Consider the following 26,538-nt stretch of genomic DNA (forward strand, 5'->3'; position numbering starts at 1 on the left):
CGCAATAACGATTTTTATTTTTTACTTATTTGCCGTTGGTAATTAACCACTTCGGATATTCTTTTTCAATTAATTTTTGCCCCCAGCTACCATACCAGGCGTAACCATTTCTTCTTTCGGGACTTAACTCTTCTAATTTTGTTTTGATTGTATTGTCGCGGTCGCCAAAAATAGGCGTGTTTTTTTCCAGATCGTAAAAGCGGGCCCAGGCCATGCTGGTGTTATCTGCAACCAATGCAGCTGTTTTAATATTGGTTTTAGGATCGTTTGGTCTGTCGTACCGGTAACCGGCAATTTTATAGGTATCAAACCATTTTACTGCTGCTGCAATTGCAGTTTTTATTTCAGCTGATGGATTTTTAATCCTCATTAAAAAGCGAACAACTCCTACTGATTCACTTGTACTTAGCGATGCAGGCTCAAACGCTCGTGCTTTTGCCGGTAACATCGAATCTTTATCGTATTGCGCTGCCCAGATGCTTAAAGTTGCATTTTGCTTTACTTGGGTTTTTAAAATACAATCAACACCTTTAACAACTGCTTTTTCGGCTTTTTTAATGTAAGCCGGATTTACCACTTCAAAACCATTTTGCTTATTAGCGATATCTTGCAAAATATTAAGCACATTAATCATTGCATCATCGTTATAGGTAATTTCTGAGCGGTACAAACTTTTATCCGGATAATACTGCGGCCAACCACCATTGGCGTATTGAGCCATTAATATATAATCCAATCCCTTTTCTGCTGCTGCCAGATAAGTTTTGTTATTTGTTTTTTTATAGGCTTGAATAAGGTATACAACTTCCCTGCTGGTTGCTTTGTTATCGAAGGTAGCATGGAGATCTTTGGTGGCTTTAATTTTTGCCAAAAGCTCAGGTGTTATGGCAGCACCATAGTTTACCACGCTTTTATCTTCAAGCTGCTTTGGCCAGCCGCCATTACCCAACTGGTAAACGAGCATTTTATCTGCTGTAGAATCGCTAGGCTGCTGCGCATAACACGATAGTAATAAAGTGCTGCAGATTAGGGTTAACAATATTTTTATTTTCATCATTTCTGTTTGTTCCGTGGTCTGTGGTCTCAAAGACCACCAATTTTCTTTTTTTTCTATGTACCGTAGTTGTTGTTTGCCACGGAGACACAGATTAACACGGAGAAATTTTTATTTCATGGTTTATGTTTCCAAAACCATTAATTGCAATTATCTGTGTTCATCTTTTTCATCTGTGGTTAACCCCATTCCGTGGTCTGTGTCTCCACAGACCATTAGCTATTTTTTTTTCGATCGCTCTGCCTGCGTCTTCCCTGGCTAATATTATTTATCTGTGTTCATCCTTTTCATCTGTGGTTAACCTTATTTCTTGCCCGGCACCTGCTTAATCAACCAGTTCACCAGATCATTCGTTGCCTTAAAATTTTCGAATTCTGCCGGCAACTTTCTGCCATCTATATATTCATTGTAAAACCACGGATCGCCAACCGCGAAAACGGTTCCTTTACCATACTTTGCCGTTGCTATAATCACATCACCTTTATCTGTAAGTGCAGAAGTTGCAGGACTTTTGGCCACGATAGTTGAAATTTCCTTGATGTAAACTTTTTTAGCCGTTTTAAAAATTGCATTTCCTGCGGGGATATTTATCGCGCCCTGCTCGAAATTTGCACCCTGAACTTTATTGCGGCTATCTTCATTGAAATGAATACCGAAAGTTTCTGGCAGCACATTGAATTTTGAGATTTCACAATTGCCAACGTCATTTAACAAAAGCACTAAAACTCCACCAGCTTTTACCCATTCACTAATCTGTTTGGCATGTGCAGCATCCATCAAGTTTTGTTTTGCTGTTTCTTTCTCGGTATCAGGATCAACAATGATGTAAATGTCACTTCCTTTTAAATTGGTGGCAGTTGGAGCGGTTTTAAGTGTAGCAGTTTTTACACCTGCGTTATTAAATACTTTGCCAAACAATGAAAATCCGTTATTATCATCTTCTTCCCAAACATAATGGAAAGGGATTTTATCTCCAGTAGGACCAGTAGTATATTCGTTATTGAAAAAATTATCAACAGTAACGGTTAAACCTTTGCCCGGTTTTGGCAACACATCTATTTCCATTTCAGAAGCTGCACAAATAAAGGCACCCACACCTTTAGGATCGTTGGTAATTACTTTTTCGCTGATGTAATAATCGAAACTACCATCGCGGTATTTTGGCTTACCACCCAAACCAGATACTGAAACTGTTTTAGTAAGATTTATCCGTTCCTCTCCAGCTTTTTCTACAAATTCTTTCTTTAAACCCGCATAACCTTTATTTGCCGCTGCCATAAACGTTGGGGCCAACCAACCTTTGCGCACACCTTTGGCCAAACCATATACAAACATGCTGGAGGCTGAACTTTCAAGATAATTGCCTTTTCTGGTAGGCATATCCAAAATATCAAACCAAACACCCGATTTCGGATCCTGATATTTTACAGCAGCAGTTGCCGTGCGGTTTAAAATGGCGATTAACTCTTTATACTGTGGATGATCGGTTGGAAAATTATCCAGCACATCTACCAAAGCCATAATGTACCAGCCCATTGCCCTGCCCCAAAAGTTTGGTGAAAGGCCGGTTTTTTTATCGGCCCATTGCTCGGTTCTGCTTTCATCGTAACCATGGTAAAGTAGGCCTGTTTTAGCATCGCGGGCATTTTTCTCCATCAGTATAAACTGCTTGGCAATATCATCGAAAGCCGCATCTTTTTTCATTAATTTTGCATACTCAGCATAAAACGGCTCGCCCATGTACAGGCCATCCAACCACATTTGATTTGGATAGATTTTTTTATGCCAAAAGCCACCTTCTTTAGTACGTGGCTGTTTTTGCAGCTGATCGTATAATTTTGTTGCCGCCAATAAGTATTTCTGTTGCCCGGTAACTTTGTAAAGCAACAATAAAGACCGTCCGTTTTTAATGTTATCGATATTAAAATCATCTGGCTTATAAGTGCTGATGTTTCCATCTTTATCCAAATAAGCATCCATTGAACTTTGGATGTACTTGAAATATTTCCCATCTCCGGTATTCCGCCAAACGCTTGCTGCACCTTCCAATACAACCCCCATATCATAAGTCCATTTTGGGCCTTTAGCACCTTTTAGCAGTGTGGTATCCTGAAACAGTTTTTCCATCGCAGTTAAGGTCAGCTGTTCTGATAATTTCTTTTGGGCAAATCCACTTTGCGATAAAATAGAAAAACAGATGAGCACCGCTATTGTATATAAAATTGATTTTTTCATATTGGTTATTTTGAAATTTCCAGTGCTTTTTTATCTACTTCAGCACTTAAAAGAGAGGCTGTTTTTGCTTTGGAAACATCCGTTCCGGTAATTTTTACACCTTTTGATTTTTCGCCACTTACATCAAACAATACTTTACTGTTATTTGGAAAGGTTAATCCGCTGATATTAATATTTGAGCCATTTTGGATCATTACAACCGGACTGGTGTTTTCGGTAATTACGTTTATATTTTTTAAGAAAATTCCTGCCGCTTCAATAATTTCAATTCCTTTTTTGGCTTTTATGGTCACGTTTTCCAGGTGGATGTCTTTAATGTTCATCTCTGGTAAACCCCTAAAAAATATTGCTTTTTCAGCACCATTTGCCACAACATCCTTAATGTAAAAGTTTTTAAACTGTGGAGTAGCTTCTGTAACCGGAACAGTAACAGTTTTAATGGCTTCGCGTTTTTCGCCGGCCAACGGAACCGGATCAACAGCGGCATAATACATATCAAATAAAATGGCTTCACCAGGAATATCAATCATGTTGATGTTATTGATGTAAATATTTTCTACCACACCACCACGGCCGCGGGTAGTTTTAAAACGTAAGCCAATATCGGTACCGATAAACGAGCAATCGTATACCCAGATATTTTTAGCACCACCACTCATTTCGCTGCCAATTACAAAACCACCATGGGCATGGTAAACTACATTATCTCTTACAATTACATTTTCTGTAGGCACACCACGCTTACGGCCAGCTTCGTCTCTTCCTGATTTAATACAGATTCCGTCGTCGCCCACATCAAAAGTGCTTCCCTCAATTAATACATTTTTGCAAGATTCTACATCTACTCCATCGCCGTTTTGAGCAAACCAGGGGTTTTTTACCTGTAAATTTCTTAAGGTTAAATCTTCACAAAGTAACGGGTGTAAATTCCAGGCTGGTGAATTTTGAAAAGTAACACCTTCTAAAAGGATTTTTTTGCAACCTGTTAATACCAATAAGTTTGGACGGAGAAAATCTTTAATATCATCATAATCGGCCGCTGTTTTTCCAGGCTCAATTACGCCTGCATTTTTAGTGTTTGAGCCTTTAACGGTTTTCTCGGATGGATACCACATTTTACCATCAGCCCTTACTACCCCGCCAGACGCAACCAAAGTTTTCCACTGGGTTTCTGTAAGTTTATCTTTTTTAACCATGCGCCACGCGCCACCATTGCCGTCTATAATTCCTGTTCCGGTAATGGCTATATTTTCTAAATTGATACCAGAAATCGGACTTTGGTTTCTCCACGCTGGCTGGCCTTCCCAATTTCCCTGAACTAAATTATATTGATTAAAATCAGCGGTGAACTGAAGAATGGCATCACGTTTTAAATGGAGGTTTACATTACTTTTTAATTCGATAGGGCCGGTTAACCACAGGCCGGAAGGAATTAACACCACACCGCCACCTTTTTGGCTAACGCTTGCAATGGTTTTATTAATACTTTGTGTATTTAGGGTAATGCCATCGCCTTTTGCCCCAAAACTTACAATGCTTGTGGTATCTTTTTTAAATTTAACCTGTTGAATTACGGGTAAGCTTTGCTTTTGTTGTGCTATAGCAGTTGCAGAAGTTAAAATTAAGCATGCCAGAGCTACTTTAATACGGCATAAACCACCAGAAATATGTTTCATTATTTGTGCAGTTAAATTATACTTGGTTATTGTAATAACAAGTGTACGTTGTTTGCGGTTAAAATCGAAGAGAAATCTATGCAATCGTTGCCGGAGAACAAAGTAAAAAAACACCTGAATTTAGGTGTTTTAATATTGAATATCAACGTTTTAAGCAGACTATTTTGCCTCAGGATTCCATCCACGGAAAACGTTTTCCAAAATGTAGGCCTTATACTCGTCATCTGTTAACTGGTGCGACCATTTTGCCCTGTTTTTTGGATCAGCTCCTTTACCGGTACTTTTATATTCGGCGTAGTAGGCAGTTTTCTCATTGCTTTCTTTGCCCCAGTTGTTCCAGCCTTCAGGGCGAATTAAATCTGGCAACTCACAGTTTAAATAAGCAACCTTTGCATAAGGCCTCCATGGGCGGCCCAAATAAAAAGTATTGGCTGGTGCATCTCCCTTGATTTTACACTTGTTTAATACATAACCAAACTTTGTGGTATCAGCAGTGGAAGCAGCGGTGATGTAACCCGCCTTTTTACAAAAAATGGTGCAGCTTTCGAACCAAGCGGTAGAAGCACCGAAAATAAAATCTACCGTTCCCTCAATATAGCAATTTTTATAATATTGGCGGTTGTTGCCACCATAGGTATAAAGTGTATCCTGAAAACCCAAAAACCTGCAGTTTTTAAAAATGATTTTATCACCACCTGCCCAAACGGCCACTGCCTGTCCCACCGGGCCGGATGAGTTTTCGAAAGTAATATTCTCAGCAGAAAAACCTTCCCCGTAAATATAAAAGCTTGAGGAGCCTGAAGTGCCTTTTTCTTCGCCAAAAGCATTTTTCTTCTGTGCATAATCATCATAAGTTAAAATGGTTTCGTTTAAGCGCTCTCCAATAAACTTTACGTTCTTTTTAGAGGCTGCTAAAACTAATTTCTCCTTATAAATACCCTTTTTAATAAAAATTACCGTTGTTTTGTTCCTGAAATCGGGTACAGCATGTATTGCTTCCTGTACTGTTTTAAAATTTCCGCTGCCATCGGCCGCCACCACAAAATCGGGTTTAACTTCAAGGGCACTTGCAGCCAGTGAAAGGGCTAAAAGAAAGAATAAAATGCTTGCTTTCATGTGTATTTGGTTAGGCTTAAATTAAAATCGGCCACGTAAAAGTATAAAACTTTGTAACGCAGCCGTGTTTTAAAATATATGATGAACAATTTTAAACATTAAAATCTATGCTAAAGAAACATTTGACAGATTAAACTTCGCAAACGATGTCGGGAACGATTGCACAATAACAACTTGCCTGAAAATAAAAAAAAACTTAATCTTGTTGATAGGCTAATTTGATAAAATACACGCATCGTCATTCCCAACATGATTGGGAATCTAATGCCAATCATAAGCCACATTAAGATTTCCGCCTGCGCGTGAATGACATAATGCTAGATAAATAACTGACCAAATATTAAAAACAGTTTTGTTAATGAAATACCTATACAGTTCAATCCTTTTTTTAAGTTTTTGTTTAAATGCCTTTGCCCAGCAATCGCCTGATAACCGGTATGTTTCCAAAGTTTGGGTAGCTGATTTAGGCAATGGAACCTTTAAAAACCCGGTTATAAACGCCGATTATTCTGATCCGGATGCTATCCGGGTGGGAGATGATTTTTACATGATCGCCTCAAGTTTTGATGCAATTCCCGGTTTGCCAATTCTCCATTCCAAAGATCTGGTCAACTGGAAAATAATAGGTCATGCTTTAAAACGCCAGCCTCCCTTTGAGCATTTCGAGAAAACGCAGCATGGCAATGGTGTTTGGGCACCTTCGCTTCGTTACCACAATGGCGAATTTTATATTTATTATCCAGATCCCGATTTTGGCATTTATTTAACAAAAGCAAAAACGATTACAGGCGATTGGTCGGCACCAAAATTAGTGGCAGCAGGTAAGGGATTAATCGATCCTTGCCCTTTTTGGGATGAAGATGGCAAAGCTTACCTTGCTTATGCTTATGCGGGCAGCCGGGCCGGGATAAAAAGTGTATTGGCCATTATGCCCTTAACCAGTGATGGCGCTAAAGCGACAGAAACCGGTCGTATTGTGTACGATGGTCATGAATTGGATCCAACGATTGAAGGGCCAAAATTTTACAAACGAAATGGTTATTACTATCTTTTTGCCCCAGCAGGCGGCGTATCTACAGGTTGGCAACTCATTTTAAGAAGTAAAAACATTTATGGTCCATATGAACGAAAGGTAGCCATGGATCAGGGAAAATCCTCTGTAAATGGCCCCCATCAAGGTGCCTGGGTAAATACTCAAACTGGTGAAGATTGGTTTTTGCATTTTCAGGATAAAGATGCCTACGGGCGTGTGGTGCATTTGCAGCCAATGAAATGGGCAAATAACTGGCCTGTTATTGGCGTGGATAATGATGGCGATGGCAAGGGTGAGCCAGTTATAACGTATAAAAAACCAAATGTGGGCAAGGTTTATCCAATTGAAACGCCAGTAGAAAGTGATGAATTTGGAACTTCGCAATTGGGGTTGCAATGGCAATGGCAGGCCAACCCGCAGCCAACCTGGTTATTTACCGATGCGGCAAAAGGTTTGTTGAAATTATACACCGCCAAAACTCCTGATGATGCTAAAAACCTGTGGGATGTTCCAAACCTGTTGATGCAGAAATTTCCTGCCGATGAATTTATGGCCACAACAAAACTTGTTTTTAAGCCCAATCCAAAATTGGAAAATGAAGAAACAGGCCTGGTGGTAATGGGGCGGAGTTATGCACAGATAAGTATTAAAAGTAAAAAAGACGGTTTGTCCCTGATGTACGGCGTTTGCCAAAATGCAGATAAAGGAAAAAAGGAGAATGAAAAGGAAATTACCAGGCTTAAATCAGCAACTGTATATTTTAGGGTTAAGGTTACTGCTGGTGCAAAATGCCAGTTTAGTTACAGCGAAGATGGGCTGAGTTTTACCAATGCCGGAGATGAATTTCAAGCAACAGCCGGACAGTGGATAGGTGCAAAAGTGGGAATTTTTGCCATTAGGGATGCCCAAATTAATGATTCGGGAATTGCGGAATATGATTGGTTCCGTATACAACTTTTAAAATAAAATAATGAAAAAGTATCTTACCGTTGCCCTGTTGGCAGTTTTACTGATGTCGTTCATTGTAAAACCAAAGCCCATTAAAATTTATTTAATAGGCGATTCTACTGTTGCAGATTATACCCTGGAGGAAGGTTATATTCAGAAAAAATACCCGATAACGGGTTGGGGACAGGTTTTTCAACAGTTTTTAAAAAAAGACAGTTTAAAAAAATTAAACAAGCTGATTAAAAGTGATAGTGCCCTTGTGGTTGATAAAGCCAAAGGCGGCAGAAGCACCAGAACCTTTTTTGAAGAGGGAAGATGGAAAGAAGTATTATCAACCCTGGAAAAGAACGATTTGGTTTTAATCCAGTTTGGCCATAATGACGCAGCAAAGAATAAGCCAGACCGTTATGTAGATATTCCTGGTTATAAAGATTTTTTAAGAATGTATGTGAAAGAAACCAGGGCCAAAGGTGCCTTACCGATTCTTATTACACCGGTAACCAGAAACTATCCCTGGAAAGATGGAAAACTTGGGAGTGCACATGGCGAGTATCCACAAGCGGTAAAAGATGTAGCTCAGGAATTAGATGTACAACTTATAGATTTAACATCACTTTCAGCAGCATTTTTTAGTACAAAAGGAAATGAATTTGTAAGTAAAAATTATTTTATGAATTTAGACTCAGCAAAATATGAAGCTTATCCTAAAGGACAAAAAGACAATACGCACTTTCAGCCGGAAGGAGCAAAAGAAGTTGCCAGGTTGGTATATGAGGAATTGAAGAAGATTAACGGAGCGCAAAATTAGACCTCGGAGGCTTCGGAAACCTGTGGGGTCTGGATGGTGGGTAATTTACAATTACATACTTTTGTTAAATACATCTGATAGAACGTAAAGCCCCAATCGAAGCAATGAGCGAGGACTTGAGGGGACAACAGGATTACAGTGGCCAAATTATACAAAACCATTGTTTTTAAAAAAAAATACCGATCACCTGAGTCACCTGAGCAAGATTTTTGATTCAATCTTGTAGCAATAGACCTCTCAGGTTTTAAAAACCTGAGAGGTCTGAAATTAACTACCCTACCATTACTTTTGCAGTAATTGCGAGCCTGTTCCATGCATTAATGGTTACAATAGCCATAATAATCTGTGCAAGTTCCTGTTCGCTGAAGAAGCTTGCCGCTTTTTGATAAACAGCATCCGAAACGTGGTTACCAATTAAAGTTACCTGCTCTGTTAAGGCCAAAACCGCTTGCTCTTGTTCGGTAAAAAGTGTTGTTTCTCTCCAGGCGTTCAACAGATATAAACGCTGCTCGGTTTCGCCGATTTTACGGGCATCGGTTGAGTGCATATTTAAGCAAAAAGCACAACCATTAATCTGTGAAGCACGCATTTTAATCAGCTCTAAAAGGATAGGATCTAATTTGCTGGTTGATAAGTATTTTTCTAAACCGTACATGGCTTGATAAGCTGCTGGTTCTACTTTTGGGATATCAATTCTACTTTCCATATTATTTGTTTTTTTGATTATGATGTAAAGTTCTGCATCGAAATGATCAAAAAACTTAATGTAGTTTAAGAAATGATTGCCTAACACAAAGGGCACACTTTTTTCTAAAAAGTTAGCGCTATGTTTATTTTTTAGCCCCGGAAGCACGGATTAACACGGAGTGGTTTCAAGGCCTGTGTTCTCATTAATGTCATTTATTTAATAAGTTTTTAACCTCAAATGGGCACCGATAACACAGATCTTTATACCTGTGTGCATCCATTTTATCTGTGGTTAAATTATGTTTGCCTATAACTAGGGCTTACTTGGTAGCATTGGTGTCCTCATATACCAATGTTTTCTTTTTCAATACCCGTACCGTATTTATCCGTCCCTTCTGTGTTTCAGTGGCTCATGTTAAGCAAAACTAAGGCTGTGGGCTCCGAGGCTTATATCTTCTTAGCCCTGATCTTACTTAGAAACTCCGGCGTAAAACCCAGATATGAAGCCAGCATATACTGTGGCACACGCTGCACAAATTCGGGAAATAAACTATTAAAATGGCGATATCGCTCTTCGGCCGTTTGACTGTATAAAAATTTGATCCTCCGTTGTGAGGCCTGATGGTTTTTTTGCAGGATCAACCTGAAATACCTTTCCAGTTTCGGTAATTTATGGAACATTTCTTCATAATGGTGGTGCTCAATGGCAATCACCTCTGTAGCTTCGGCAGCCTGAATATAAAATTCTGATTGCTCCTGGAACAGAAAGCTACTGAGATCAGTTATCCACCAATTTTCTATGGCAAACTGGGTGGTTTGCTCCACACCTTTAATGTCGACAAAATAAAGCCTGAGGCAACCTTTTACAACAAAATAATTGGCCCTGCAGGTTTGCCCTTCCTCCAATAAAAATGCTTTCTTTTTAACTGAAAACGATTTGAGTAGTGGTTCAAGGATTTCCTGTTCATCACTACTCAAATTTATAAATCTGTTAATGTGATTATAAAGCGCAGTAAACATTATTATGCTATTTGGCTTGCTAAAATAGGCATAATTGTAATAATCTACTGTTCCTTAAAGCCCGAAAATTTTCAAATCCGATAATGCTTCAGGCCCGTAATTTTTGAGTGCTGAGGTTACAATCGCTATTAATCCTTTATTGGTTATTGGTTTTCCTTTAGTTGGGGGCAATAAGTCTTTTTCGGGTATGGCAACCTCGGTAATCTTAGTCGCAAACCAATTTACATTTTCATGAGGCAATGCTAAACCTAAAATCATTCCTGGCAACCCCGTAAAAGATTCCGGCCCGCCCGATACTGCAATTTGGTTAGTATAGTAAGCCACTACATAAACCGAATCCATGATTACCGCATTAGCTCTTCTGCATTCGTAACCCGCAATCTCCCTTGTTTCGTCGGTAATTTTCCAATTGATTTTACGAACACTATCTTTCACCAGATAGGTTTCTTCGTAAACATTTTTTTGCGCTATGCTTGTTTCAGTACCAAAATTTGTTGCCACGGTATTCCTTAAGTCGGCCAACATATCTCTTGTTACCCAGTTATTTGTTAAGGGTTCTTCAGCTGAAGTTACCTTATATAAACTTTTGTCTTTTGTGAAGTTTAATACACTTTTTCCGATCTTGGTTTGAGGATTGTTCTTTTTGTATTGATCAAAAGCAGGGCCATAGTAACTTTCGTTATCCTTGTTAATTTTCTTCTTTATTATGGCATACATATTCGATTTTTTTTCAAATTCGATTATACCGTTTTGAACAAAGTGCGCATTCTGTGCAGATGCATTTTTACTGATAAAAATGGCAGTAAAAAAGATAAAGTATATAAGCAGATTTTTCATGATCATTATTTTTGTGTTTTAACGCCACCACCCATTTTATTGAAATCCCATATTAATGAGAATAAAAAATACCGCTGAATAGTTGTATAACTGCTTTGGGTAATGTTTCCGTTATATGCGGATCTATCAAAGCCGACATTTTGGTTTAAAATATCGTTTACGGTTAGCGCGAATTTAAGATTCTCTGATTTGAAGAACTTTTTTGTTAATGAGGCATTCCAAAGGAAACGTTGAAAGTTTTCATCAAATGTTTGTGTCTTCCCTTTAAATTCATACTGGCCATCAGTAGATAACTCAAATTTGGCTGGTAATTTTACCGAGCCTGATGCATAACCATCCCAGCCCCAACCATCGCTGTTGCCCGAGGTATTAACACTCGCTCTGGCAATATTATAAGTTGGTCCGAAACGGGCATAGAAATTATACTTCTTATCAACATACTTCGAAAAATTTAATCCAGCTCCGTAGGTATAATTTTTTGTTTTATTTAAAACCCCGTTAATAAAATTATACGAAGTGTTTCCATATGCATTACCATTAATACCGACACTTAAATCTATACCTTTTATTTTTCGGCTAGTTTGTGCATTAATTGAAAAATTTGATGGCATTTCATTCGAGAGGTTAACAGATCTGTAAGTACTTTTAGCTGCGCTATCTGTAACAACATCGCTAATAATGGGGTTTGCTGTAAAACTATAATAGCCACTTAGCCAGATCGATTGATCTGTTAATACCTTATACGAATTGAAATTCGCACTGATACTACTTCTAAAAGATGGCCGTAAATCGGGATTACCTAAGGAAATATTCAATGGATCGGTATTTACGCTAATGGGTTGAATTTGCTCCAGAGAGGGCTGATTTGTATTTCCACTATAATTTATTCTCAAAGATTTTTGCTGTGAAAATCTGTATTGATATGATGCCTGAGGCATATAATTAATGAAGTTACGGTTATAGGTTTTATTGTTGTAAAGATCTATCTGTTTGAAGTTAACGCCACTAAATTTTGAGCCAATAGTAGCTGATGATTTTCCACTCTTGTAATTGAATACTGCCCCTCCCTGATTAATGATCTGATCCAATTTATAATCGTTACTGAATTGGGTATCCAGAATATCGTAATTTCCACTTGCTGACTTGTTGAACGACTTTCGGTCAGATTGACCACTCATCAAGCTTAATCCATAATTTACAATTACACTTATGGTTTTACTAAGTGGTTCTGTATATGCTAAATTAGATCTGAACGCATTATTTGAAATATCATTAACTTTATATTGATTGATTACACTATCGCGAACTCCTGTAGTGGTGTAAAACGTGTTTTTTGAATTTAAATAACCATCACTATTGCTTTTGCTTATGGCCTCGCTTAAACTAAGGGAAAGTGTACGGCCCTTCTTTTTCAATTTCTTGGTAAATAAAGCACTCATATTAAACTGTTGCTCGTTAACTTTGTTACTAAGAGTTCTATCGCTTTTATTTAGCAGTTCATCATTACCATTTTTGCTGGAAGTATTGTAAGAATTAAACGTATTGCTTTCTTTTAAAGCACCGTCTACACTTACTTTTAAAGTCAGTGTCGTATCCAGTTTAATTTCATAGGTAGCATCCAGTTTTTGCCTAAACATATCATTATCATTAAACTGATCTGAAACATTATTAATAATACCAGAACTTAAGTTGTTTTGGCTTATTGTATTTCGATCTCCACTAACGCGGATGGAACCAATTTTGTAATTGGTATTTAATGATTCTTTGTCTTTATTCCATTTACTATCAAAGTGCAGCCCTCCGGTTCTGGCTACAGGTAACCCTTGGCCATTGTACTGCCCATCATAACTATCAAAGTCATCACCGCCCGAGCTAAAATACATATAGCCCTCATCGGTCATAGTCATTGTATTACCGCCATATTTATCCCGGTCATCCCAACCCAAACCAACTGTACCATTATTGCCAAAAATGCCATAGGCAGAGAATTTTTTCTTGCCCCAAAATTTATTAAACATCAATTGCCCGGTGTAATAATCATCGGTTCCATAACCACCCTGCACCTTACCGAAGTAACCATTTTTTTTATCTTCTTTTAATTTAACGTTTAGTGTTTTCGTTTTTTCCCCATCATCAATTCCGGTAAAGCTGGCCTGATCACTGGCTTTATCATAAAGCTGAACCGATTCTACCATATCTGCACGGAGATTTTTTGTTACAAGTGTAGGGTCATCACCAAAAAACTCTTCACCATCTACTAAAACTTTTTGAACAGCTTTACCCTGGGCAGTAATTTTTCCGTCTTTATCTACCTGTATACCTGGAAATTGTTTAATTAAATCCTCAACTTTAGAGTTTGGTTCAATGTTGAAAGCTTTTGGATCAAATTCGGTGGTATCACCTTTGATTTTCATCGCAGCCCTGTTCCCCTTTATAATTACATCAGCCAAAATTTTTGCCATTCCGGTCAGGTTTACTTTTCCATAATCCTTAACCTGTGTGGTAGAGTCAAGCGTAAAATGATCTACAAAATCGGCATATTTCGGATAAGAGACCAGGAGAATAAATTTTCCGTTTTTGATACCATTAATTTCGAACGAGCCGTTTTCTGCAGTTCTGGTAAATTTTACCAGTGTAGAATCTTTGGCATTTAACACTGCAACTGTAGTTCCTGATAACAGGGTTGTAGAGGCCGTATCAATCGTTCTTCCTTTAATAGTATGGAGATTCTGCGCTTTCGAATAGGAGGAGATAAACACAAGAAAGCACAACGAGAGTAATAAACGTTTCATAGAAGGATTTGGTTTTGTTTTCCGAAGATAAAACTAATCGATTAGTTATTTGCTATCCTTTAACTTTTTTTAACATTATTACTTAATACTCAGTAAATCTCATTCTTTTCGGCAACAACCAAATACTTTTCGTATAGGTTATTTTGGCGTTCGTCTATAAATAAAAGCCCATGGTATAATAGCCCATGATTGGCTGAAACGTTTTCACCAGAACACCGTCTTAATTACAAAACCACCTAATTATTAGGAACTTAAAATAAGATTTACAAACATAAAATATTAAGGTCATGAAAACTTCTATTAAAAATTTGTTCACAGCAACATTAGTAATGGTTACGCTAAGCAGCGCAACAGTAGTAGCAAATGCTACAGAAAACAATGCAAACTACACCGCAATAACGATGGTGAAAAACATCAATAAAATTGTAGTATCTGGAAATGTAAAATTGATATTGATACAGGATGTAAAAGAAAGTATTGAAGTTTACGACCAATATTATACCAAAAACGCATTGATACAGCAACAGGGTGCAACCTTGAGAATCAGCTCATTCGAAAAAAATACTTTAACGGTTATTGCGCACGTTAATAATTTAAATAGTATCGAAGCATTAAATACCGCAACGGTTAGCACTGCCGGGAAATTTAATTTATTAAATTTAAGCGTTGTTTTAGGTGATGATGCATCAGCAGATCTAAACGTTAATACAGTTAATTTAACTACTGATGTAAATGATTCAGCCGCTTTAAAGCTCGAAGGTTCAACACAAGCATACCAATCGACAAGCGGTATCACTTCTAAAATAGAAACTGGAAAATTTATAGCCCAGGATACCTATACTAAACTGGTTGCAAAATCTGCTTTGGCAAAAAACAACAAATCCCGTTATGATGATCTTCAGGTAAACTTATTAGAAAAACTATTCTAACTCCATCATATATTTACCAAAAAGGCGCTGAGTTTAATTTCAGCGCCTTTTTTATTTTTTGTCCTTACTGCCAGAAGGCTTTTTCAGCCGAGAGCCTGTGCCGAATTTTCGGGGAAAAATCCTGCACCTATGGGTTATTACTATTGCATTAAGGATTCTGCTACAAATCGAATTTTATACCCTGTGCAAGGGGTAAAGTATTCGAATAATTAATGGTATTGGTTTGTCTGCGCATATATGCTCTCCATGCATCAGATCCACTTTCCCTACCTCCTCCAGTTTCTTTCTCCCCTCCAAAAGCACCACCTATTTCAGCACCAGAGGTACCAATGTTTACATTGGCAATACCGCAATCTGATCCTTTAGCAGATAAAAACTGTTCTGCTTCCCTCAAATTTAAAGTCATAATGGCTGATGATAACCCTTGTGGCACACCGTTTTGCAAGGCAATTGCCTCATCTAAAGTTTTATATTTTATCAGGTATAAAATTGGCGCAAAAGTTTCATGCTGCACAATTTTAAAATCATTCTGAACTTCGGCAATACAAGGTTTTACATAACAACCACTTGTATAGGCATCGCCAGATAAAACGCCACCTTCTACTACAAAATTGCCACCCTCTGCCTTGCATTTTTCTATCGAATCTAAATAGGCAGTCACCGCATCAGTATCAATTAGCGGCCCAACATGGTTATTTTGATCTAAAGGATCACCGATACGGAGTTGACTGTAGGCTTTAACCAACTTCGCTGTAAAAGCATCATATACACTTTCATGAATAATCAGCCTGCGGGTAGAAGTGCAACGCTGCCCTGCGGTACCAACTGCACCAAAAACAGCTCCGATTAAGCTCATGTCCAAATCGGCATGTTCTGAGATAATGATGGCATTATTGCCTCCAAGTTCGAGCAAACTTTTACCCAAACGGGCACCCACCGCAGCTCCAACAGCTTTTCCCATGCGAGTAGATCCTGTTGCAGAAATTAATGCAATGCGACCGTCATTCGTCATCATTTCACCTACGCTTCTATCTCCTAAAACGAGGCTGCAAACCCCCTCGGCTATATTATTATCTTTAAAAACCTTAGCTATAATATGTTGACAGGCGATGGCTGTTAAAGGCGTTTTTTCTGAGGGTTTCCAGATGCAAACATTACCACATACCAGTGCTAAAGCCGTGTTCCAACTCCAAACGGCCACAGGGAAATTAAATGCAGAAATAATCCCGACAATCCCCAGTGGATGCCATTGCTCATACATGCGGTGGTTCGGACGTTCGCTATGCATAGTAAGACCATATAGCTGACGTGATAAGCCCACAGCAAAATCGCAGATATCAATCATCTCTTGCACCTCGCCAAAGCCTTCCTGCAGGCTTTTTCCCATTTCGTATGATACGAGTGTACCCAATGCATCTTTATTTTCACGTAAAGCATCGCCAAACTGACGCACAATTTCTCCCCGCTTTGGCGCAGGAATGGTACGCCACTCTTTAAATGCCGATTGCGCTTTTAACACAACCGCCTCGTAATCTGAACTGGCAACAACTTTTGCCGAAGCAATCAATTCACCATCAACAGGAGAAAAACTTTCTAAAGTATCCGGATTCGATTCTCCACCCCAATTGTTGCCTGTACTAAAGGCAGGATTACTCGCCTGAATGCCCAATTTATTTAAAATGGATTGAATAGCTGTAGTCATATATCTAACGATTTACACAAAAAAACAAAAAATTAACAGAAAGGGGACTACATTTGAGTGTTTACTTTACCACAATTCTTAATATCGTGGTTTAAAGTCAACTGACTTATCAAATCTTTAAAAATGAATAAAAAATTTATTGCCTGTGGCATAATATTGTTTTCTGCTTTTACGGCCAACCTACTTTTTGCACAGGAACAACCAGTAGAAAAATCAACCAATCTTGCTGTTTACCGGGCAACGGCAACCAAGGTTAATGATCTTGTGCATACCAAACTTGATGTAGCTTTTGATTATGCTAAGCGGTACCTCTACGGAAAAGAATGGGTTACCCTTAAACCACATTTTTATGCCACAGATTCGCTAACCCTCGATGCACAGGGCATGGACATTAAAATGGTTGCATTGGTTGGCGCCAAAGGAAATACACCGCTTAAATATGTTTACAATGACAATAAACTGCATATCACTTTAAATAAAAAATACACCAATACTGAAAAGTACACGGTATACATTGCTTATACCGCAAAACCCGACGAGCTAAAAGTTAAAGGCAGCGCAGCCATAACCGATGCAAAAGGACTTTATTTTATCAATCCGGACGGAACTGATAAGAATAAACCAACGCAAATATGGACACAAGGCGAAACGGAATCCTCTTCGGCATGGTTCCCTACCATTGATAAACCCGATCAGAAAACTACTGATGAAATTTCGATGACCGTAAAATCGAAATACACTACACTTTCTAACGGAAAACTGGTGAGCCAGAAAGCCAATGCTGATGGAACCAGAACAGATACCTGGAAAATGGATCTTCCACATTCACCATATCTGTTTATGATGGCTGTAGGCGAATTTAAAGTAACAAAAGATACTTATAAAGGCAAAGAAGTAAGTTATTACTTAGAACCAAAGTTTGCACCCTATGCGAAACAGATTTTTGGAAAAACGCCAGATATGATCCAGTTTTACAGCAATTTGCTTGGTGTAGATTATCCATGGAACAAATATTCGCAGGTGGTGGCCAGAGATTATGTTTCGGGAGCTATGGAGAATACTTCGGCAACTTTGCATGGCGAACAGGTACAAAAAACCGATCGCGAGCTGCTGGATGGCAATGAGGAAGGAACAATTGCACATGAACTTTTTCACCAATGGTTTGGCGATTATGTAACAGCAGAATCGTGGTCTAACCTAACCATGAACGAATCTTTCGCCACCTTTGGAGAAGTAATCTGGCATGGCCACGATGCCGGTCAGGATGCAGAAGATAAGTCACGCTATGATAAGTTGCAATCTTACATCGGTTCGACCAAAAAAGGGGAAAGCCCTGTTTTAGCGCGTTTCTATTATGGTGACAAGGAAGATATGTTCGATAATATCAGTTATGCAAAGGGATCGATTATTCTGTATGCATTAAAAAACCAGATGGGCGATGCCGCTTTTTACAAATCGCTTAACCGTTATTTAACCACAAATGCTTTCAAAAATGGCGAAACGCACCAATTGCGATTGGCTATGGAAGAGGTTACCGGTAAAGATTGGAACCCTTATTTTAACCAGTGGTATTACAATGGCGGACACCCCATTTTAAGTATAGATTATGGTTACCAGAATGGAAAAGCCACAATTAAAGTAAAACAGACCCAGGATTCGAGTGTTCAAACCTTTATTTTACCAATTAAAATTGACATTTATGCAGGTGGCCAGAAAATCAGGAAAGAAATTCTGATCAACAGCCGCGAACAGAATTTTAGTTTCGATGTTAACAGTAAACCCGATTTAATTGATTTTGACACAGATAAAATTTTAGTTGGTGAAACTAACGACAATAAAACCGCAGAAAACTATTATTTCCAATATAAAAATGCGCCAAGCTATGCCAATAGGATAGAGGCACTTCAGTTCATAATGCAAAGCAAAGCCAATAGCGGCCAACAAGTACTTTTGGACGGATTAAAAGACAAATCACCCGATTTACGTGCGCTAAGTATTGATGGCATTAACCTGGAAGATGCAAAAATCAAAGCGATTGCTTTACCAATCCTACTTCAAATTGCCAAAACCGATAAAGATACCGAAGTAAGGGCTGCTGCAATTGTGAAATTAGCTGAAACAGGAGATATAACATATAAAACTTTAATGAGCGAAAGCTTAAAAGGATAGATCGTACAAAGTAATTGCAGCGGGTATTGGTGGTTTAGCCAAACTGGCTCCGCAAGAAAGCATTTCGGCTTTATCTTCACTAGATGCGGACACAAAAGACCACATTGCACCTTCTATTGCTTCGTTATACATTAGCGATCCTAAAGATGAACATCAGGCATTTTATGAAAAGATTATGCTTACTGGTGACCGGAATGAAATCTTTTCAGTAGTTGGCCAGTATTTCCAGTACTTGAGGGCGAATACCAATCCTTCGGTTACCGAAAAAGGTATAAACAACATCAGCAGTGCTATAGAAAGGTTAAAATTGCAATCCTATTTAAACAAACAACTGGCAGGTGCATACACTGCAACTGCGCAGGCAAAAACGCAACAGGCAGCAGCCGTAAGTGGCGATGCTAAAGCAAATTTTACCAAACAGGCCGAACTCTTTAAAAAAGGTGCAGCAGATTTAGGGAAGGAATAGTATTTAGCATTAGCTTTAACTATATTATTAAAAAATGAAGCCCGTTTGATTGATTCAAACGGGCTTCTTTATTTTATGCTGTTTATATTAACTTATCTGATGGAAACATAGTTAAGCGTATCGGTAGCCGATCGGCTTGTTGGACTAGCACCCCATTTAAAGGAGATATAAAAAGTTTTCGTTGCTGGGTCGTAACGGTTATCGTAAGCCGGATCATTGGCCAAAGTTGCATTACCCTTGCTTTTCATCGTTACCTTGTTGGTTGCAGGATCTACATTAATGGTTAATCCATCAATACCACCGAAGCTTCACCACCGTCTGCCCAGTTCTGAGAAAAATTAACCGCATTAGCACCATTACTCGACAAATCTTTACTCAAGCCTTTAAAAAAGCCAGTTAAGCCGCCAGTATCACCCTCTCTAAAAACATAACCTTTGCTTGAGTATTTTCCATCGTAACGATTTCTAACGCCTACATTAATAACCACAGCACCAAATTTATTGCTAATTACTTCTCCAGAAGCATCTTTGATAATTACAGGTAAACCGTACCCAATAGCAGGATCAAGTGCTGTACTCACAAACTTCACCGGAACCTGTACCCTACGCTCATTCGCAGGAATCGTAATCGTTGTCGGCATTGTAAAAGCATTCGTTGGTACAATCTTTAATGGAGTATCAGTAGGGTGCGCCTTATTATATGTTAAAAGCGTAGCCGGATCAATAGCTAAAGTGACCTTAATATCAGTTGGCTTTGTGCTTGATGCCGCATAGTTAATATAAAAGTAATAGTCGGTTGGAACATCTTTTTGAATAAGTGAAGTGCTTAAAGAGTTGATGCTGCCATCGCCCACTGGTGAGCCAACAGGAATTTCTACAACTGGTGTTGTTGATGAGAAATCAGGTTGCTCATTTTTGTTCTTCAAACAAGAAGACAAACTTATTATGCATAATGCTGCAATAAGTCCTTTAAATATATTTTTATTTTTCATCGTTTTTAATGGTTTATTTAACATCCCAGAAAATTTTAGACGTAAACTGGTTAATTGTACCTTCTGCAATTACATTTGCCGAGTTGGTGTTATATTCCCTTTGTGGATATAACATTCTTACCGGGATTTTTTTGGTAGTTACCGTAGAAGAAATAGATATCGGCATATCTGCAGGAAGCTCTAAACGTCTGTAATCTGTCCAGGGTTCAATATCATTTGTACCGTTCATGGCAGCCCATTTTTGTTTAATGATCAAGGCAATTTTGTCTGCGTTAGCACTCCAATTTGCCACATCCTGATCAGCAAGATAAGTTACTGCGTCTGTATCCTTTAATCCCAGGTAAACAAAGTTGGCCGTTACAGCGGCTTCATAATTCGCTTGTGCATTACCGCCCAGGTAACCTCTTTGTGCAGCTTCTGCCTGTAAGAACAAACTCTCAAAATCTGTCATAATAGGCTGCGATTGATCGAATGACTTTAATACCCCTTTACCAATACCTGAAACGGTAGTAAGTGTTTGATCGAAATTTACATCCTGGCCCCAAATTAAGCTTACATAAGTACTTCCTGCACCATCATTAACTGTGCTATAAAACTTACCTAATCGCGGATCATTGTTATTTTTTAGGAAATCCATGCCGTAAGTGCTGGCCAGCATATAGGTGTGCGATGCAGTTTTGTCGCCATTGGCAGCATAACCATATACGCCCCAGAATGGATTTTGTTTACCAGATGTATTTAAATAACCGGGATTATTAAACATTCCCTCACCAACTCCGATGTATCCAAATCCATTTGCAGTAATTTTTGCAATTTCATCTTTGATGTACTGTTCTCTACCAGGAATTTCCGATTGACGTAAAAGAATCCTAAGTTTTAATGTATTGGCAAATTTACCCCATTTTTTCACATCTCCTTTGGCATAAATATCAGCTGTAACATCTGACGGGCTTACTGTTGCTGTCTTAAATAAATTTGCTGCTGTATCTAATTGCTTCGCAAGATCTTCGTAAATCGCCTGCCCTTTATCGTATTTCGGATTAAGGAAAAGAACCGATTTAGACGCCTGCGTGTAAGGCACATTACCGTAAAAATCTACCAGGTATTGGTAGTCCCAGGCTTTCATTGTTTTGGCCACCGCAACGAAAAAATTTTGCCCTGTTGCTTTGCCCTGTTTTTCTAAAGAGGCGTAATCGTTAAGGTTATCGTACAAACTGCCCCAAAGTGTAGTAGAACCGCTCCAGTTGGTGGTAAAATTGTATGAACGCTCTTCGTACCAACCCGAAACACCTCCTGGGGTCATCCAATAGTTCATCCACAAAGCTGCAAAGCTGTAAAAAATAGAGCCGCCCGTAGTATATGCAGCAGTATTGTTTAACGCACCCGTTAATATTAAAGAAGGTTTAACATTTGTAGCGTTGTTGGGATTATCATTAATATCTAAAAAACCCTTTTTACAGGCACCAAGCATTAAAACTGCCGATACTGTAAACACATATATAAATTTCTTTTTCATGTTTCTTTTATTAATTGTTAAAAGCCAATTGTTGCGGTAAAACCATAAATACGTGTAGGAGGCGTTTGATTTAAGTTATTAACACCTTGTGCATTCCCTGTGCCCACGTTAATCTCCGGGTCAGTATAAATGTTATCACTAGGTCTGAACATAAATAAGTTTCTTCCAATCAAGGCAATACTTGCATTCTTGATAAATTTGGCTTTGCTCTGTAACCATTGTGTTGGTACCTGGTAGGCCAAAGAAAGTTCTCTGATCTTCCAGAATGCAGCACTCATTACGTAGTTAGAGGCCGTATTGTTACGGATGCCATCAGCCCAAAAAGATCCATTGCCCTGTATAGTAGTGGTGTTGGTATTAGGAACAAATACTCCTGGTGAAGTTTGGATTACTGAATTTGGATAAATAAAACGTTCACGACCAGCCTGGGCAGATGTATAACTAATACCCGCAAAATCCAATGTGCTTGCAAAACTATTATAGAAAACGTTACCACTGCGGTATTCTGCAACACCTGATAGCGTAAAGTTTTTAAAGGTAAAGCTGGTGTTAAAACCAACTACAGTACTTGGATTGGTTTGTCCGAAATCTTTATTAATTGGGTTTGAAAGTGGCAAACCTGTATTGGCATCCACAATCACACGGCCTAGCGGATCTGTTTGGTAACTGCTCACCTGTAACGAAGGAAAACTCTGACCAACTACGATATAGTTGTTGTCGCCAATACCCAATTGATTTTGACCCTGATATAAAGCGATTACCTTATTGGTATTGTAAGAGTAGTTGACACCTACATTCCATCTAAATCCATTTGAGAAACCGATAACTGGTGCTGCATTTAAACTAAACTCGATACCTTTATTTTCACCTTCTCCTGTGTTGATTACCGCACTGGTATAACCAGTTGTACCTGATAAATCTATACCGTTGATAATTTCCTGATTTCTGGTATTCTGAAGATAAGCTGAGGTTTCTAAGGTAATCCGGTTATTTAAGAAGCCAATATCAACACCAATTTCCTTCGAAACTGTATTTTCAGGCTTAAGGTTTGGATCAAACAATTTGTTATCAATTGAATATCCCGCTGTACTACCATAAGGAAAGTTTCCTGCCGGACTGATTGTAGAAATGATGTTATATGGATCAACCTGTACTGCGTATACTTTTGAAATACCTCCGCGGATTTTTAAGTTACTGATGATTTTGCTTTCTTTTAATGCAGGTATTGCATCTGTAAGTGTTAAAGCTGCATCAATTGCCGGATAAAAGAAAGAGCGGTTACTTTTGGCTAATCTCGAATCCCAGTCATTTCTACCAGAGATATGGATCGTTAAGTAATCGTGGTAGGTAGCCGTTAAATCTCCAAATAAACCCAGCTGGCGGGAGTTACGTTCGTTTTCAGATCCCACGATCTCACCAGAACGGTTATTAAGGTTAAAAAGATTATCAACCACTAAATCGTTGCCAGATTGAGTCATGTACTTATAGTTTTTCTGAATCACCTGCGCACCACCAATCAGCGTAAATTTAAATTGCTTAAACGTTTTAGTTGCAGTTGCAAGAAAATCCCCTGTATACCTGCTTTCAAATTCACTGTAATCGGTTACTGATGATTTTGTGTATTGATTGGCTGCTATCCCTTTACCCGAATTGTGTGCAAAATCCGAATAGGTATAGGCATAGTTCTTATTTTTACCCAGCGTGTTTTTAGTGCTCAAACCACCTCTCGCCATCAAACTCAACCAATCAACTGGTTTATAGGTAAATGAAACATTGCCCAGCAAATCGTCTCTTCTTTCGTTGTTGCGGTTTTGCTGTAACCCAAAATATGGGCTGTTATAATAATCATTGTAGTAATCGTTAGGATTACCATATTTCGAATTTAAATCACTGTACTCAGTCAATGGTACGTTTCCTGGCGTATTGATTACATTGTTATACACCTGATTGTTACTCTTATCGTAATTTCTCTGAGTATAGTTAAATGAATAATCCGCTAAAAATTTGTTCAGTTTACGTGTTCCATTAATACGGATTGCAGTTCTGTTGGATTTATCTCCCGGAACATAACCTTTACTGTTTACACGCTGAAGGTTGATATAGGTTGTTCCATTCTCGTTTCCTCCAGAGTAGGTAACATCATTCTGTTCATCAATACCAGTTTCGAAGAAACTCTCTTTTTCGCCATCTTTGTAAGTGTAAGGAACCATCTGGTAAGTTCCATCTTCTAAAATACGGCCCAACGGTCTGATGCTTCCATCAAAACGCTCGCCAAAGGTCTGGTTCTCAAAAGGAGTGTACAAACCAAATCCAAAGTCATCCTGAGTAGTACCACCACCAAACTCTGTTTGGAGCTTAGGGAAGTAACTTAAACGATTTAGTAAAGTGGAATTAGTATAGGTTATGCTACCGCCGTCAGAAGATCCCCTCTTGGTACTCACAATAATTACTCCGTTCGATGCATCCGATCCATAAAGTGCTGCTGCGTTTGCACCCTTCAAAATATTCACATTGTCAATATCGTTCGGGTTAATTGAGTTCAACTGGCTCAATGGAACAATAATACCATCCAAAACCAAAAGCGCCTGGTTGTTACCGGTAAACGACCTGTTACCACGCAATACCACCCTTACCTGGTCGCCGGCATCAATCTGGTTATTGGCCTGGTTAATCTGCAAACCTGCCACTTTACCAGATAAACCCGTTGCAAGGTTGGTTGGCCTGCCTCGAGGTTAGTGCCTTACCGGTTACCTGTTGCGTTGCATAACCGATTTCCTTTGGCTTACGTTTAATACCCAATGCAGTAGAAATCGTAACCTCGCTTAAACTTTTTGAGTCTGGCTCAAGGTTAACATTCAAATTTGATTGCGTACCCACTGCGATTTCTTTCGCTACGAAACCGATATAAGAGAATTGTAACACCTCATTTGCATTAACGCTAATGGTAAATCTTCCATCCGACCCGGTGGATGTTGCTTTTTTTGTATCCTTTACACGGACACTAACCCCTGGAAGCGGCAATCCATCATTAGATGCAACCACTTTCCCAGTAATATTTTTACTCTGAGCATCTGCTTGTATGATACCGCAAAATAAAAATATGAATAAACACAGTACGAGTTTTTTCATAGTTTTTAAAGTTTGTTTAAGTTAATATTCCGCGAATTACAGTTTTTATTATCAATAAATCAAAAAAAATAATGATTATCTTAAAAATGTTATAAATTGCGTTTAAATAATCACTAAAATGTTTTAGTAATATGGAATTATAAGCAATATCCGTAAGAAAATCCTCTTATTTTTAGCTTGTTTTTCCATTTGTTTTAATTTTTATTTAAAATTTATCGCCAACAAAAAGAACCAATCGAAACACACAAAATTTTATCTTTATAAAACGCAACCATGAAAAAAATTTTCTTACTCCTTATTTTAATCAGCCTCGCAACTTACAATTTTGCACAGAATGTTACAGTTGGCCCAAGTGCGAAACCCCTTTTAAAATCAGTAATTAAAAATCCTGTTGAAGGAAGCCCTTATTTCAACACCAAATACGCCAATGGGAGCATTAAAACCGTAAGTCAAAAAGCGTTTGACATTAAAAATGTAAGGTATAACCTGGAAACGCAACAATTGGAATACACAGAAAATGAAAACGTTTACGCCATTCAGGATTCCGTGCAATCTTTCACTTTGCTTGATTCTGTTGGCAATTCTCACCAGTTCATTAAATTAAAAACCGGTCAGGCAGAAGGTTTTTACGAAGCAGTTGCTGAGGGCAACGTTAGCCTGCTAAAACAATACTCGATTAAAAAAGAAATAGTAGAAGATTGGTTTACCAAGAAAAAACCAACAAACTCGTACAGCGTACCGCATATTTAACCAGTAAAGCTGGAACAATTCAAAAATTTACGCCTTCAACAAAAAACATTACTACGGTTTTGGCCGATAAAAAGGAACAAGTAGCTACTTTCATCAAAAACGAACAACTGGATTTAAAACAGGACGATGACCTGATTAAAGTGTTTAAATATTACAATACGTTACGATAAAACAATAGCGGCTATATCTTATTTACAGCCCGTTTTTCTTCTTGTATCAATAAGGTAAACAATCTGCCAGCCTCGATCTCCTTTTACCAACTGAAAGGAATTTACACCGCAATGGCTAAATTTTTCGCCAAGGTAAAACTTATAGTCTGTCCAAACCGAAGCCAGCGCACCATCAACCAATATTTTGGTGAAAATTATCTGTTCATCATATTTTTCCTGGTGCGGTGCTCCGATAAATTTTACAAAATCATTTACCGATTCGGTACGGACAACCACTTTTCCATCCTTTTCAACAATTGTTTGCATAATAGCACTATTGGCAAACGCAGCCCTTGTTAAAGTACTGTCTCCGGTCTTCATCCCTTCGAAAAGATTATTTACCGCTTTTTTAATGGCGGCTTCCTCGTTAAGCTGTGCAAAGCTTTGAGTAACAAAACATAGTAAAAACAGGGCAAAAATGACTGATCCTTTCATGACTTCTCAATTACGTATATACCATAAATTTATAGT

The 26,538-nt window shown here is 38.4% G+C and carries 23 protein-coding genes; 7 read left to right on the forward strand and 16 right to left on the reverse strand.

The genetic code is table 11. The annotated features are described in order from the left end of the window. Positions 1 to 25: 25 nt before the first annotated feature. From pelA to AC0IWE_RS19210, 4 genes are all read right to left on the reverse strand, one after another. On the reverse strand, positions 26 to 1,057 hold the full coding sequence (gene pelA / locus AC0IWE_RS19195; RefSeq protein ID WP_471794341.1) for a pectate lyase: 1,032 nt from the start codon (positions 1,055 to 1,057) through the stop codon (positions 26 to 28). A gap of 300 nt (positions 1,058 to 1,357) precedes the next feature. Further along, on the reverse strand, positions 1,358 to 3,289 hold the full coding sequence (locus AC0IWE_RS19200; RefSeq protein ID WP_471794342.1) for a glycoside hydrolase family 88 protein: 1,932 nt from the start codon (positions 3,287 to 3,289) through the stop codon (positions 1,358 to 1,360). Between the two features lie 5 nt (positions 3,290 to 3,294). Beyond that, positions 3,295 to 4,965 carry a glycoside hydrolase family 28 protein gene (locus AC0IWE_RS19205; RefSeq protein ID WP_471794343.1) on the reverse strand — a complete coding sequence of 557 codons (1,671 nt, stop codon included), beginning with the start codon at positions 4,963 to 4,965 and terminating at the stop codon, positions 3,295 to 3,297. A 159-nt stretch (positions 4,966 to 5,124) separates the two neighbouring features. Next, positions 5,125 to 6,081 carry a pectinesterase family protein gene (locus tag AC0IWE_RS19210; RefSeq protein ID WP_471794344.1) on the reverse strand — a complete coding sequence of 319 codons (957 nt, stop codon included), beginning with the start codon at positions 6,079 to 6,081 and terminating at the stop codon, positions 5,125 to 5,127. Positions 6,082 to 6,439: 358 nt separating this feature from the next. Between AC0IWE_RS19210 and AC0IWE_RS19215 the strand changes: the two genes are divergently transcribed. Both AC0IWE_RS19215 and AC0IWE_RS19220 read left to right on the forward strand, forming a co-directional pair. Further along, positions 6,440 to 8,080 carry a glycoside hydrolase family 43 protein gene (locus tag AC0IWE_RS19215; RefSeq protein WP_471794345.1) on the forward strand — a complete coding sequence of 547 codons (1,641 nt, stop codon included), beginning with the start codon at positions 6,440 to 6,442 and terminating at the stop codon, positions 8,078 to 8,080. Positions 8,081 to 8,084: 4 nt separating this feature from the next. After that, positions 8,085 to 8,870, forward strand: a complete 786-nt coding sequence (locus AC0IWE_RS19220) for a rhamnogalacturonan acetylesterase (RefSeq protein ID WP_471794346.1) — start codon at positions 8,085 to 8,087, stop codon at positions 8,868 to 8,870. Between the two features lie 271 nt (positions 8,871 to 9,141). On the opposite strand, the gene AC0IWE_RS19225 is transcribed toward AC0IWE_RS19220, so the two are convergent. The 4 genes from AC0IWE_RS19225 to AC0IWE_RS19240 form a co-directional block, all read right to left on the reverse strand. Then, the gene (locus AC0IWE_RS19225; protein ID WP_471794347.1) at positions 9,142 to 9,576 is read right to left on the reverse strand and encodes a carboxymuconolactone decarboxylase family protein; all 435 of its coding nucleotides are present in this window, start codon (positions 9,574 to 9,576) and stop codon (positions 9,142 to 9,144) included. A 428-nt stretch (positions 9,577 to 10,004) separates the two neighbouring features. Then, positions 10,005 to 10,535, reverse strand: a complete 531-nt coding sequence (locus AC0IWE_RS19230) for a Crp/Fnr family transcriptional regulator (protein WP_471794348.1) — start codon at positions 10,533 to 10,535, stop codon at positions 10,005 to 10,007. A gap of 96 nt (positions 10,536 to 10,631) precedes the next feature. Beyond that, on the reverse strand, positions 10,632 to 11,414 hold the full coding sequence (locus AC0IWE_RS19235) for a GLPGLI family protein (protein ID WP_471794349.1): 783 nt from the start codon (positions 11,412 to 11,414) through the stop codon (positions 10,632 to 10,634). Between the two features lie 5 nt (positions 11,415 to 11,419). Next, complete coding sequence (locus AC0IWE_RS19240) at positions 11,420 to 14,206, reverse strand: outer membrane beta-barrel family protein (RefSeq protein WP_471794350.1); 2,787 nt, start codon at positions 14,204 to 14,206, stop codon at positions 11,420 to 11,422. Positions 14,207 to 14,493: 287 nt separating this feature from the next. Between AC0IWE_RS19240 and AC0IWE_RS19245 the strand changes: the two genes are divergently transcribed. Then, a complete protein-coding gene (locus tag AC0IWE_RS19245) occupies positions 14,494 to 15,135 on the forward strand; it encodes a GIN domain-containing protein (RefSeq protein WP_471794351.1) in 642 nt (213 codons plus the stop codon). A 160-nt stretch (positions 15,136 to 15,295) separates the two neighbouring features. Here AC0IWE_RS19245 and amaB read toward each other — a convergent pair whose 3' ends face one another. Further along, positions 15,296 to 16,837, reverse strand: coding sequence for an L-piperidine-6-carboxylate dehydrogenase (amaB, locus tag AC0IWE_RS19250; protein WP_471794352.1), 1,542 nt, complete (start codon positions 16,835 to 16,837; stop codon positions 15,296 to 15,298). A 123-nt stretch (positions 16,838 to 16,960) separates the two neighbouring features. Here amaB and AC0IWE_RS19255 point away from each other — a divergent pair, with 123 nt between their 5' ends. Beyond that, a complete protein-coding gene (locus AC0IWE_RS19255) occupies positions 16,961 to 19,006 on the forward strand; it encodes a M1 family metallopeptidase (protein WP_471794353.1) in 2,046 nt (681 codons plus the stop codon). On the opposite strand, the gene AC0IWE_RS19260 is transcribed toward AC0IWE_RS19255, so the two are convergent. After that, positions 18,995 to 19,138: a hypothetical protein gene (locus AC0IWE_RS19260; protein WP_471794354.1), complete on the reverse strand. Its 144-nt coding sequence runs from the start codon at positions 19,136 to 19,138 to the stop codon at positions 18,995 to 18,997. The genes AC0IWE_RS19255 and AC0IWE_RS19260 overlap by 12 nt on opposite strands. Before the next feature lie 43 nt (positions 19,139 to 19,181). On the opposite strand from AC0IWE_RS19260, the gene AC0IWE_RS19265 reads away from it, so the two are divergent. Beyond that, positions 19,182 to 19,472, forward strand: coding sequence for a hypothetical protein (locus tag AC0IWE_RS19265; RefSeq protein WP_471794355.1), 291 nt, complete (start codon positions 19,182 to 19,184; stop codon positions 19,470 to 19,472). Positions 19,473 to 19,564: 92 nt separating this feature from the next. On the opposite strand, the gene AC0IWE_RS19270 is transcribed toward AC0IWE_RS19265, so the two are convergent. Genes AC0IWE_RS19270 through AC0IWE_RS19290 form a run of 5 tightly spaced genes read right to left on the reverse strand, consistent with a single transcriptional unit; the run spans position 19,565 to position 25,108 of the window. Then, the gene (locus AC0IWE_RS19270) at positions 19,565 to 19,720 is read right to left on the reverse strand and encodes a hypothetical protein (protein ID WP_471794356.1); all 156 of its coding nucleotides are present in this window, start codon (positions 19,718 to 19,720) and stop codon (positions 19,565 to 19,567) included. Between the two features lie 35 nt (positions 19,721 to 19,755). Beyond that, complete coding sequence (locus AC0IWE_RS19275; protein WP_471794357.1) at positions 19,756 to 20,463, reverse strand: DUF1735 domain-containing protein; 708 nt, start codon at positions 20,461 to 20,463, stop codon at positions 19,756 to 19,758. Between the two features lie 13 nt (positions 20,464 to 20,476). Next, positions 20,477 to 21,979 (reverse strand): SusD/RagB family nutrient-binding outer membrane lipoprotein, encoded by a 1,503-nt coding sequence (locus AC0IWE_RS19280; RefSeq protein WP_471794358.1) that lies wholly within the window; start codon positions 21,977 to 21,979, stop codon positions 20,477 to 20,479. A gap of 17 nt (positions 21,980 to 21,996) precedes the next feature. Then, positions 21,997 to 24,666 carry a SusC/RagA family TonB-linked outer membrane protein gene (locus tag AC0IWE_RS19285; RefSeq protein WP_471794359.1) on the reverse strand — a complete coding sequence of 890 codons (2,670 nt, stop codon included), beginning with the start codon at positions 24,664 to 24,666 and terminating at the stop codon, positions 21,997 to 21,999. Between the two features lies 1 nt (position 24,667). After that, the gene (locus tag AC0IWE_RS19290; protein WP_471794360.1) at positions 24,668 to 25,108 is read right to left on the reverse strand and encodes a carboxypeptidase-like regulatory domain-containing protein; all 441 of its coding nucleotides are present in this window, start codon (positions 25,106 to 25,108) and stop codon (positions 24,668 to 24,670) included. Positions 25,109 to 25,381: 273 nt separating this feature from the next. On the opposite strand from AC0IWE_RS19290, the gene AC0IWE_RS19295 reads away from it, so the two are divergent. Then, on the forward strand, positions 25,382 to 25,858 hold the full coding sequence (locus AC0IWE_RS19295) for a hypothetical protein (RefSeq protein ID WP_471794361.1): 477 nt from the start codon (positions 25,382 to 25,384) through the stop codon (positions 25,856 to 25,858). Beyond that, positions 25,807 to 26,028 (forward strand): hypothetical protein, encoded by a 222-nt coding sequence (locus AC0IWE_RS19300; RefSeq protein ID WP_471794362.1) that lies wholly within the window; start codon positions 25,807 to 25,809, stop codon positions 26,026 to 26,028. The genes AC0IWE_RS19295 and AC0IWE_RS19300 overlap by 52 nt, the downstream gene beginning before the upstream one ends. Before the next feature lie 18 nt (positions 26,029 to 26,046). Here AC0IWE_RS19300 and AC0IWE_RS19305 read toward each other — a convergent pair whose 3' ends face one another. Next, positions 26,047 to 26,502, reverse strand: coding sequence for a nuclear transport factor 2 family protein (locus tag AC0IWE_RS19305; protein WP_471794363.1), 456 nt, complete (start codon positions 26,500 to 26,502; stop codon positions 26,047 to 26,049). Positions 26,503 to 26,538 lie beyond the last annotated feature (36 nt).

The organism is Pedobacter sp. AC402, assembly GCF_979252805.1.

Excerpts from the sequence above, each read along its gene's own strand:
- pelA (WP_471794341.1), bottom strand. The coding sequence starts at position 1,057 with ATGATGAAAATAAAAATATTGTTAACCCTAATCTGCAGCACTTTATTA.
- AC0IWE_RS19200 (WP_471794342.1), bottom strand. The coding sequence starts at position 3,289 with ATGAAAAAATCAATTTTATATACAATAGCGGTGCTCATCTGTTTTTCT.
- AC0IWE_RS19205 (WP_471794343.1), bottom strand. The coding sequence starts at position 4,965 with ATGAAACATATTTCTGGTGGTTTATGCCGTATTAAAGTAGCTCTGGCA.
- AC0IWE_RS19210 (WP_471794344.1), bottom strand. The coding sequence starts at position 6,081 with ATGAAAGCAAGCATTTTATTCTTTCTTTTAGCCCTTTCACTGGCTGCA.
- AC0IWE_RS19215 (WP_471794345.1), top strand. The coding sequence starts at position 6,440 with ATGAAATACCTATACAGTTCAATCCTTTTTTTAAGTTTTTGTTTAAAT.
- AC0IWE_RS19220 (WP_471794346.1), top strand. The coding sequence starts at position 8,085 with ATGAAAAAGTATCTTACCGTTGCCCTGTTGGCAGTTTTACTGATGTCG.
- AC0IWE_RS19225 (WP_471794347.1), bottom strand. The coding sequence starts at position 9,576 with ATGGAAAGTAGAATTGATATCCCAAAAGTAGAACCAGCAGCTTATCAA.
- AC0IWE_RS19235 (WP_471794349.1), bottom strand. The coding sequence starts at position 11,414 with ATGAAAAATCTGCTTATATACTTTATCTTTTTTACTGCCATTTTTATC.
- AC0IWE_RS19240 (WP_471794350.1), bottom strand. The coding sequence starts at position 14,206 with ATGAAACGTTTATTACTCTCGTTGTGCTTTCTTGTGTTTATCTCCTCC.
- AC0IWE_RS19245 (WP_471794351.1), top strand. The coding sequence starts at position 14,494 with ATGAAAACTTCTATTAAAAATTTGTTCACAGCAACATTAGTAATGGTT.
- amaB (WP_471794352.1), bottom strand. The coding sequence starts at position 16,837 with ATGACTACAGCTATTCAATCCATTTTAAATAAATTGGGCATTCAGGCG.
- AC0IWE_RS19255 (WP_471794353.1), top strand. The coding sequence starts at position 16,961 with ATGAATAAAAAATTTATTGCCTGTGGCATAATATTGTTTTCTGCTTTT.
- AC0IWE_RS19260 (WP_471794354.1), bottom strand. The coding sequence starts at position 19,138 with ATGTATAACGAAGCAATAGAAGGTGCAATGTGGTCTTTTGTGTCCGCA.
- AC0IWE_RS19265 (WP_471794355.1), top strand. The coding sequence starts at position 19,182 with ATGCTTACTGGTGACCGGAATGAAATCTTTTCAGTAGTTGGCCAGTAT.
- AC0IWE_RS19270 (WP_471794356.1), bottom strand. The coding sequence starts at position 19,720 with ATGAAAAGCAAGGGTAATGCAACTTTGGCCAATGATCCGGCTTACGAT.
- AC0IWE_RS19275 (WP_471794357.1), bottom strand. The coding sequence starts at position 20,463 with ATGAAAAATAAAAATATATTTAAAGGACTTATTGCAGCATTATGCATA.
- AC0IWE_RS19280 (WP_471794358.1), bottom strand. The coding sequence starts at position 21,979 with ATGAAAAAGAAATTTATATATGTGTTTACAGTATCGGCAGTTTTAATG.
- AC0IWE_RS19290 (WP_471794360.1), bottom strand. The coding sequence starts at position 25,108 with ATGAAAAAACTCGTACTGTGTTTATTCATATTTTTATTTTGCGGTATC.
- AC0IWE_RS19295 (WP_471794361.1), top strand. The coding sequence starts at position 25,382 with ATGAAAAAAATTTTCTTACTCCTTATTTTAATCAGCCTCGCAACTTAC.
- AC0IWE_RS19305 (WP_471794363.1), bottom strand. The coding sequence starts at position 26,502 with ATGAAAGGATCAGTCATTTTTGCCCTGTTTTTACTATGTTTTGTTACT.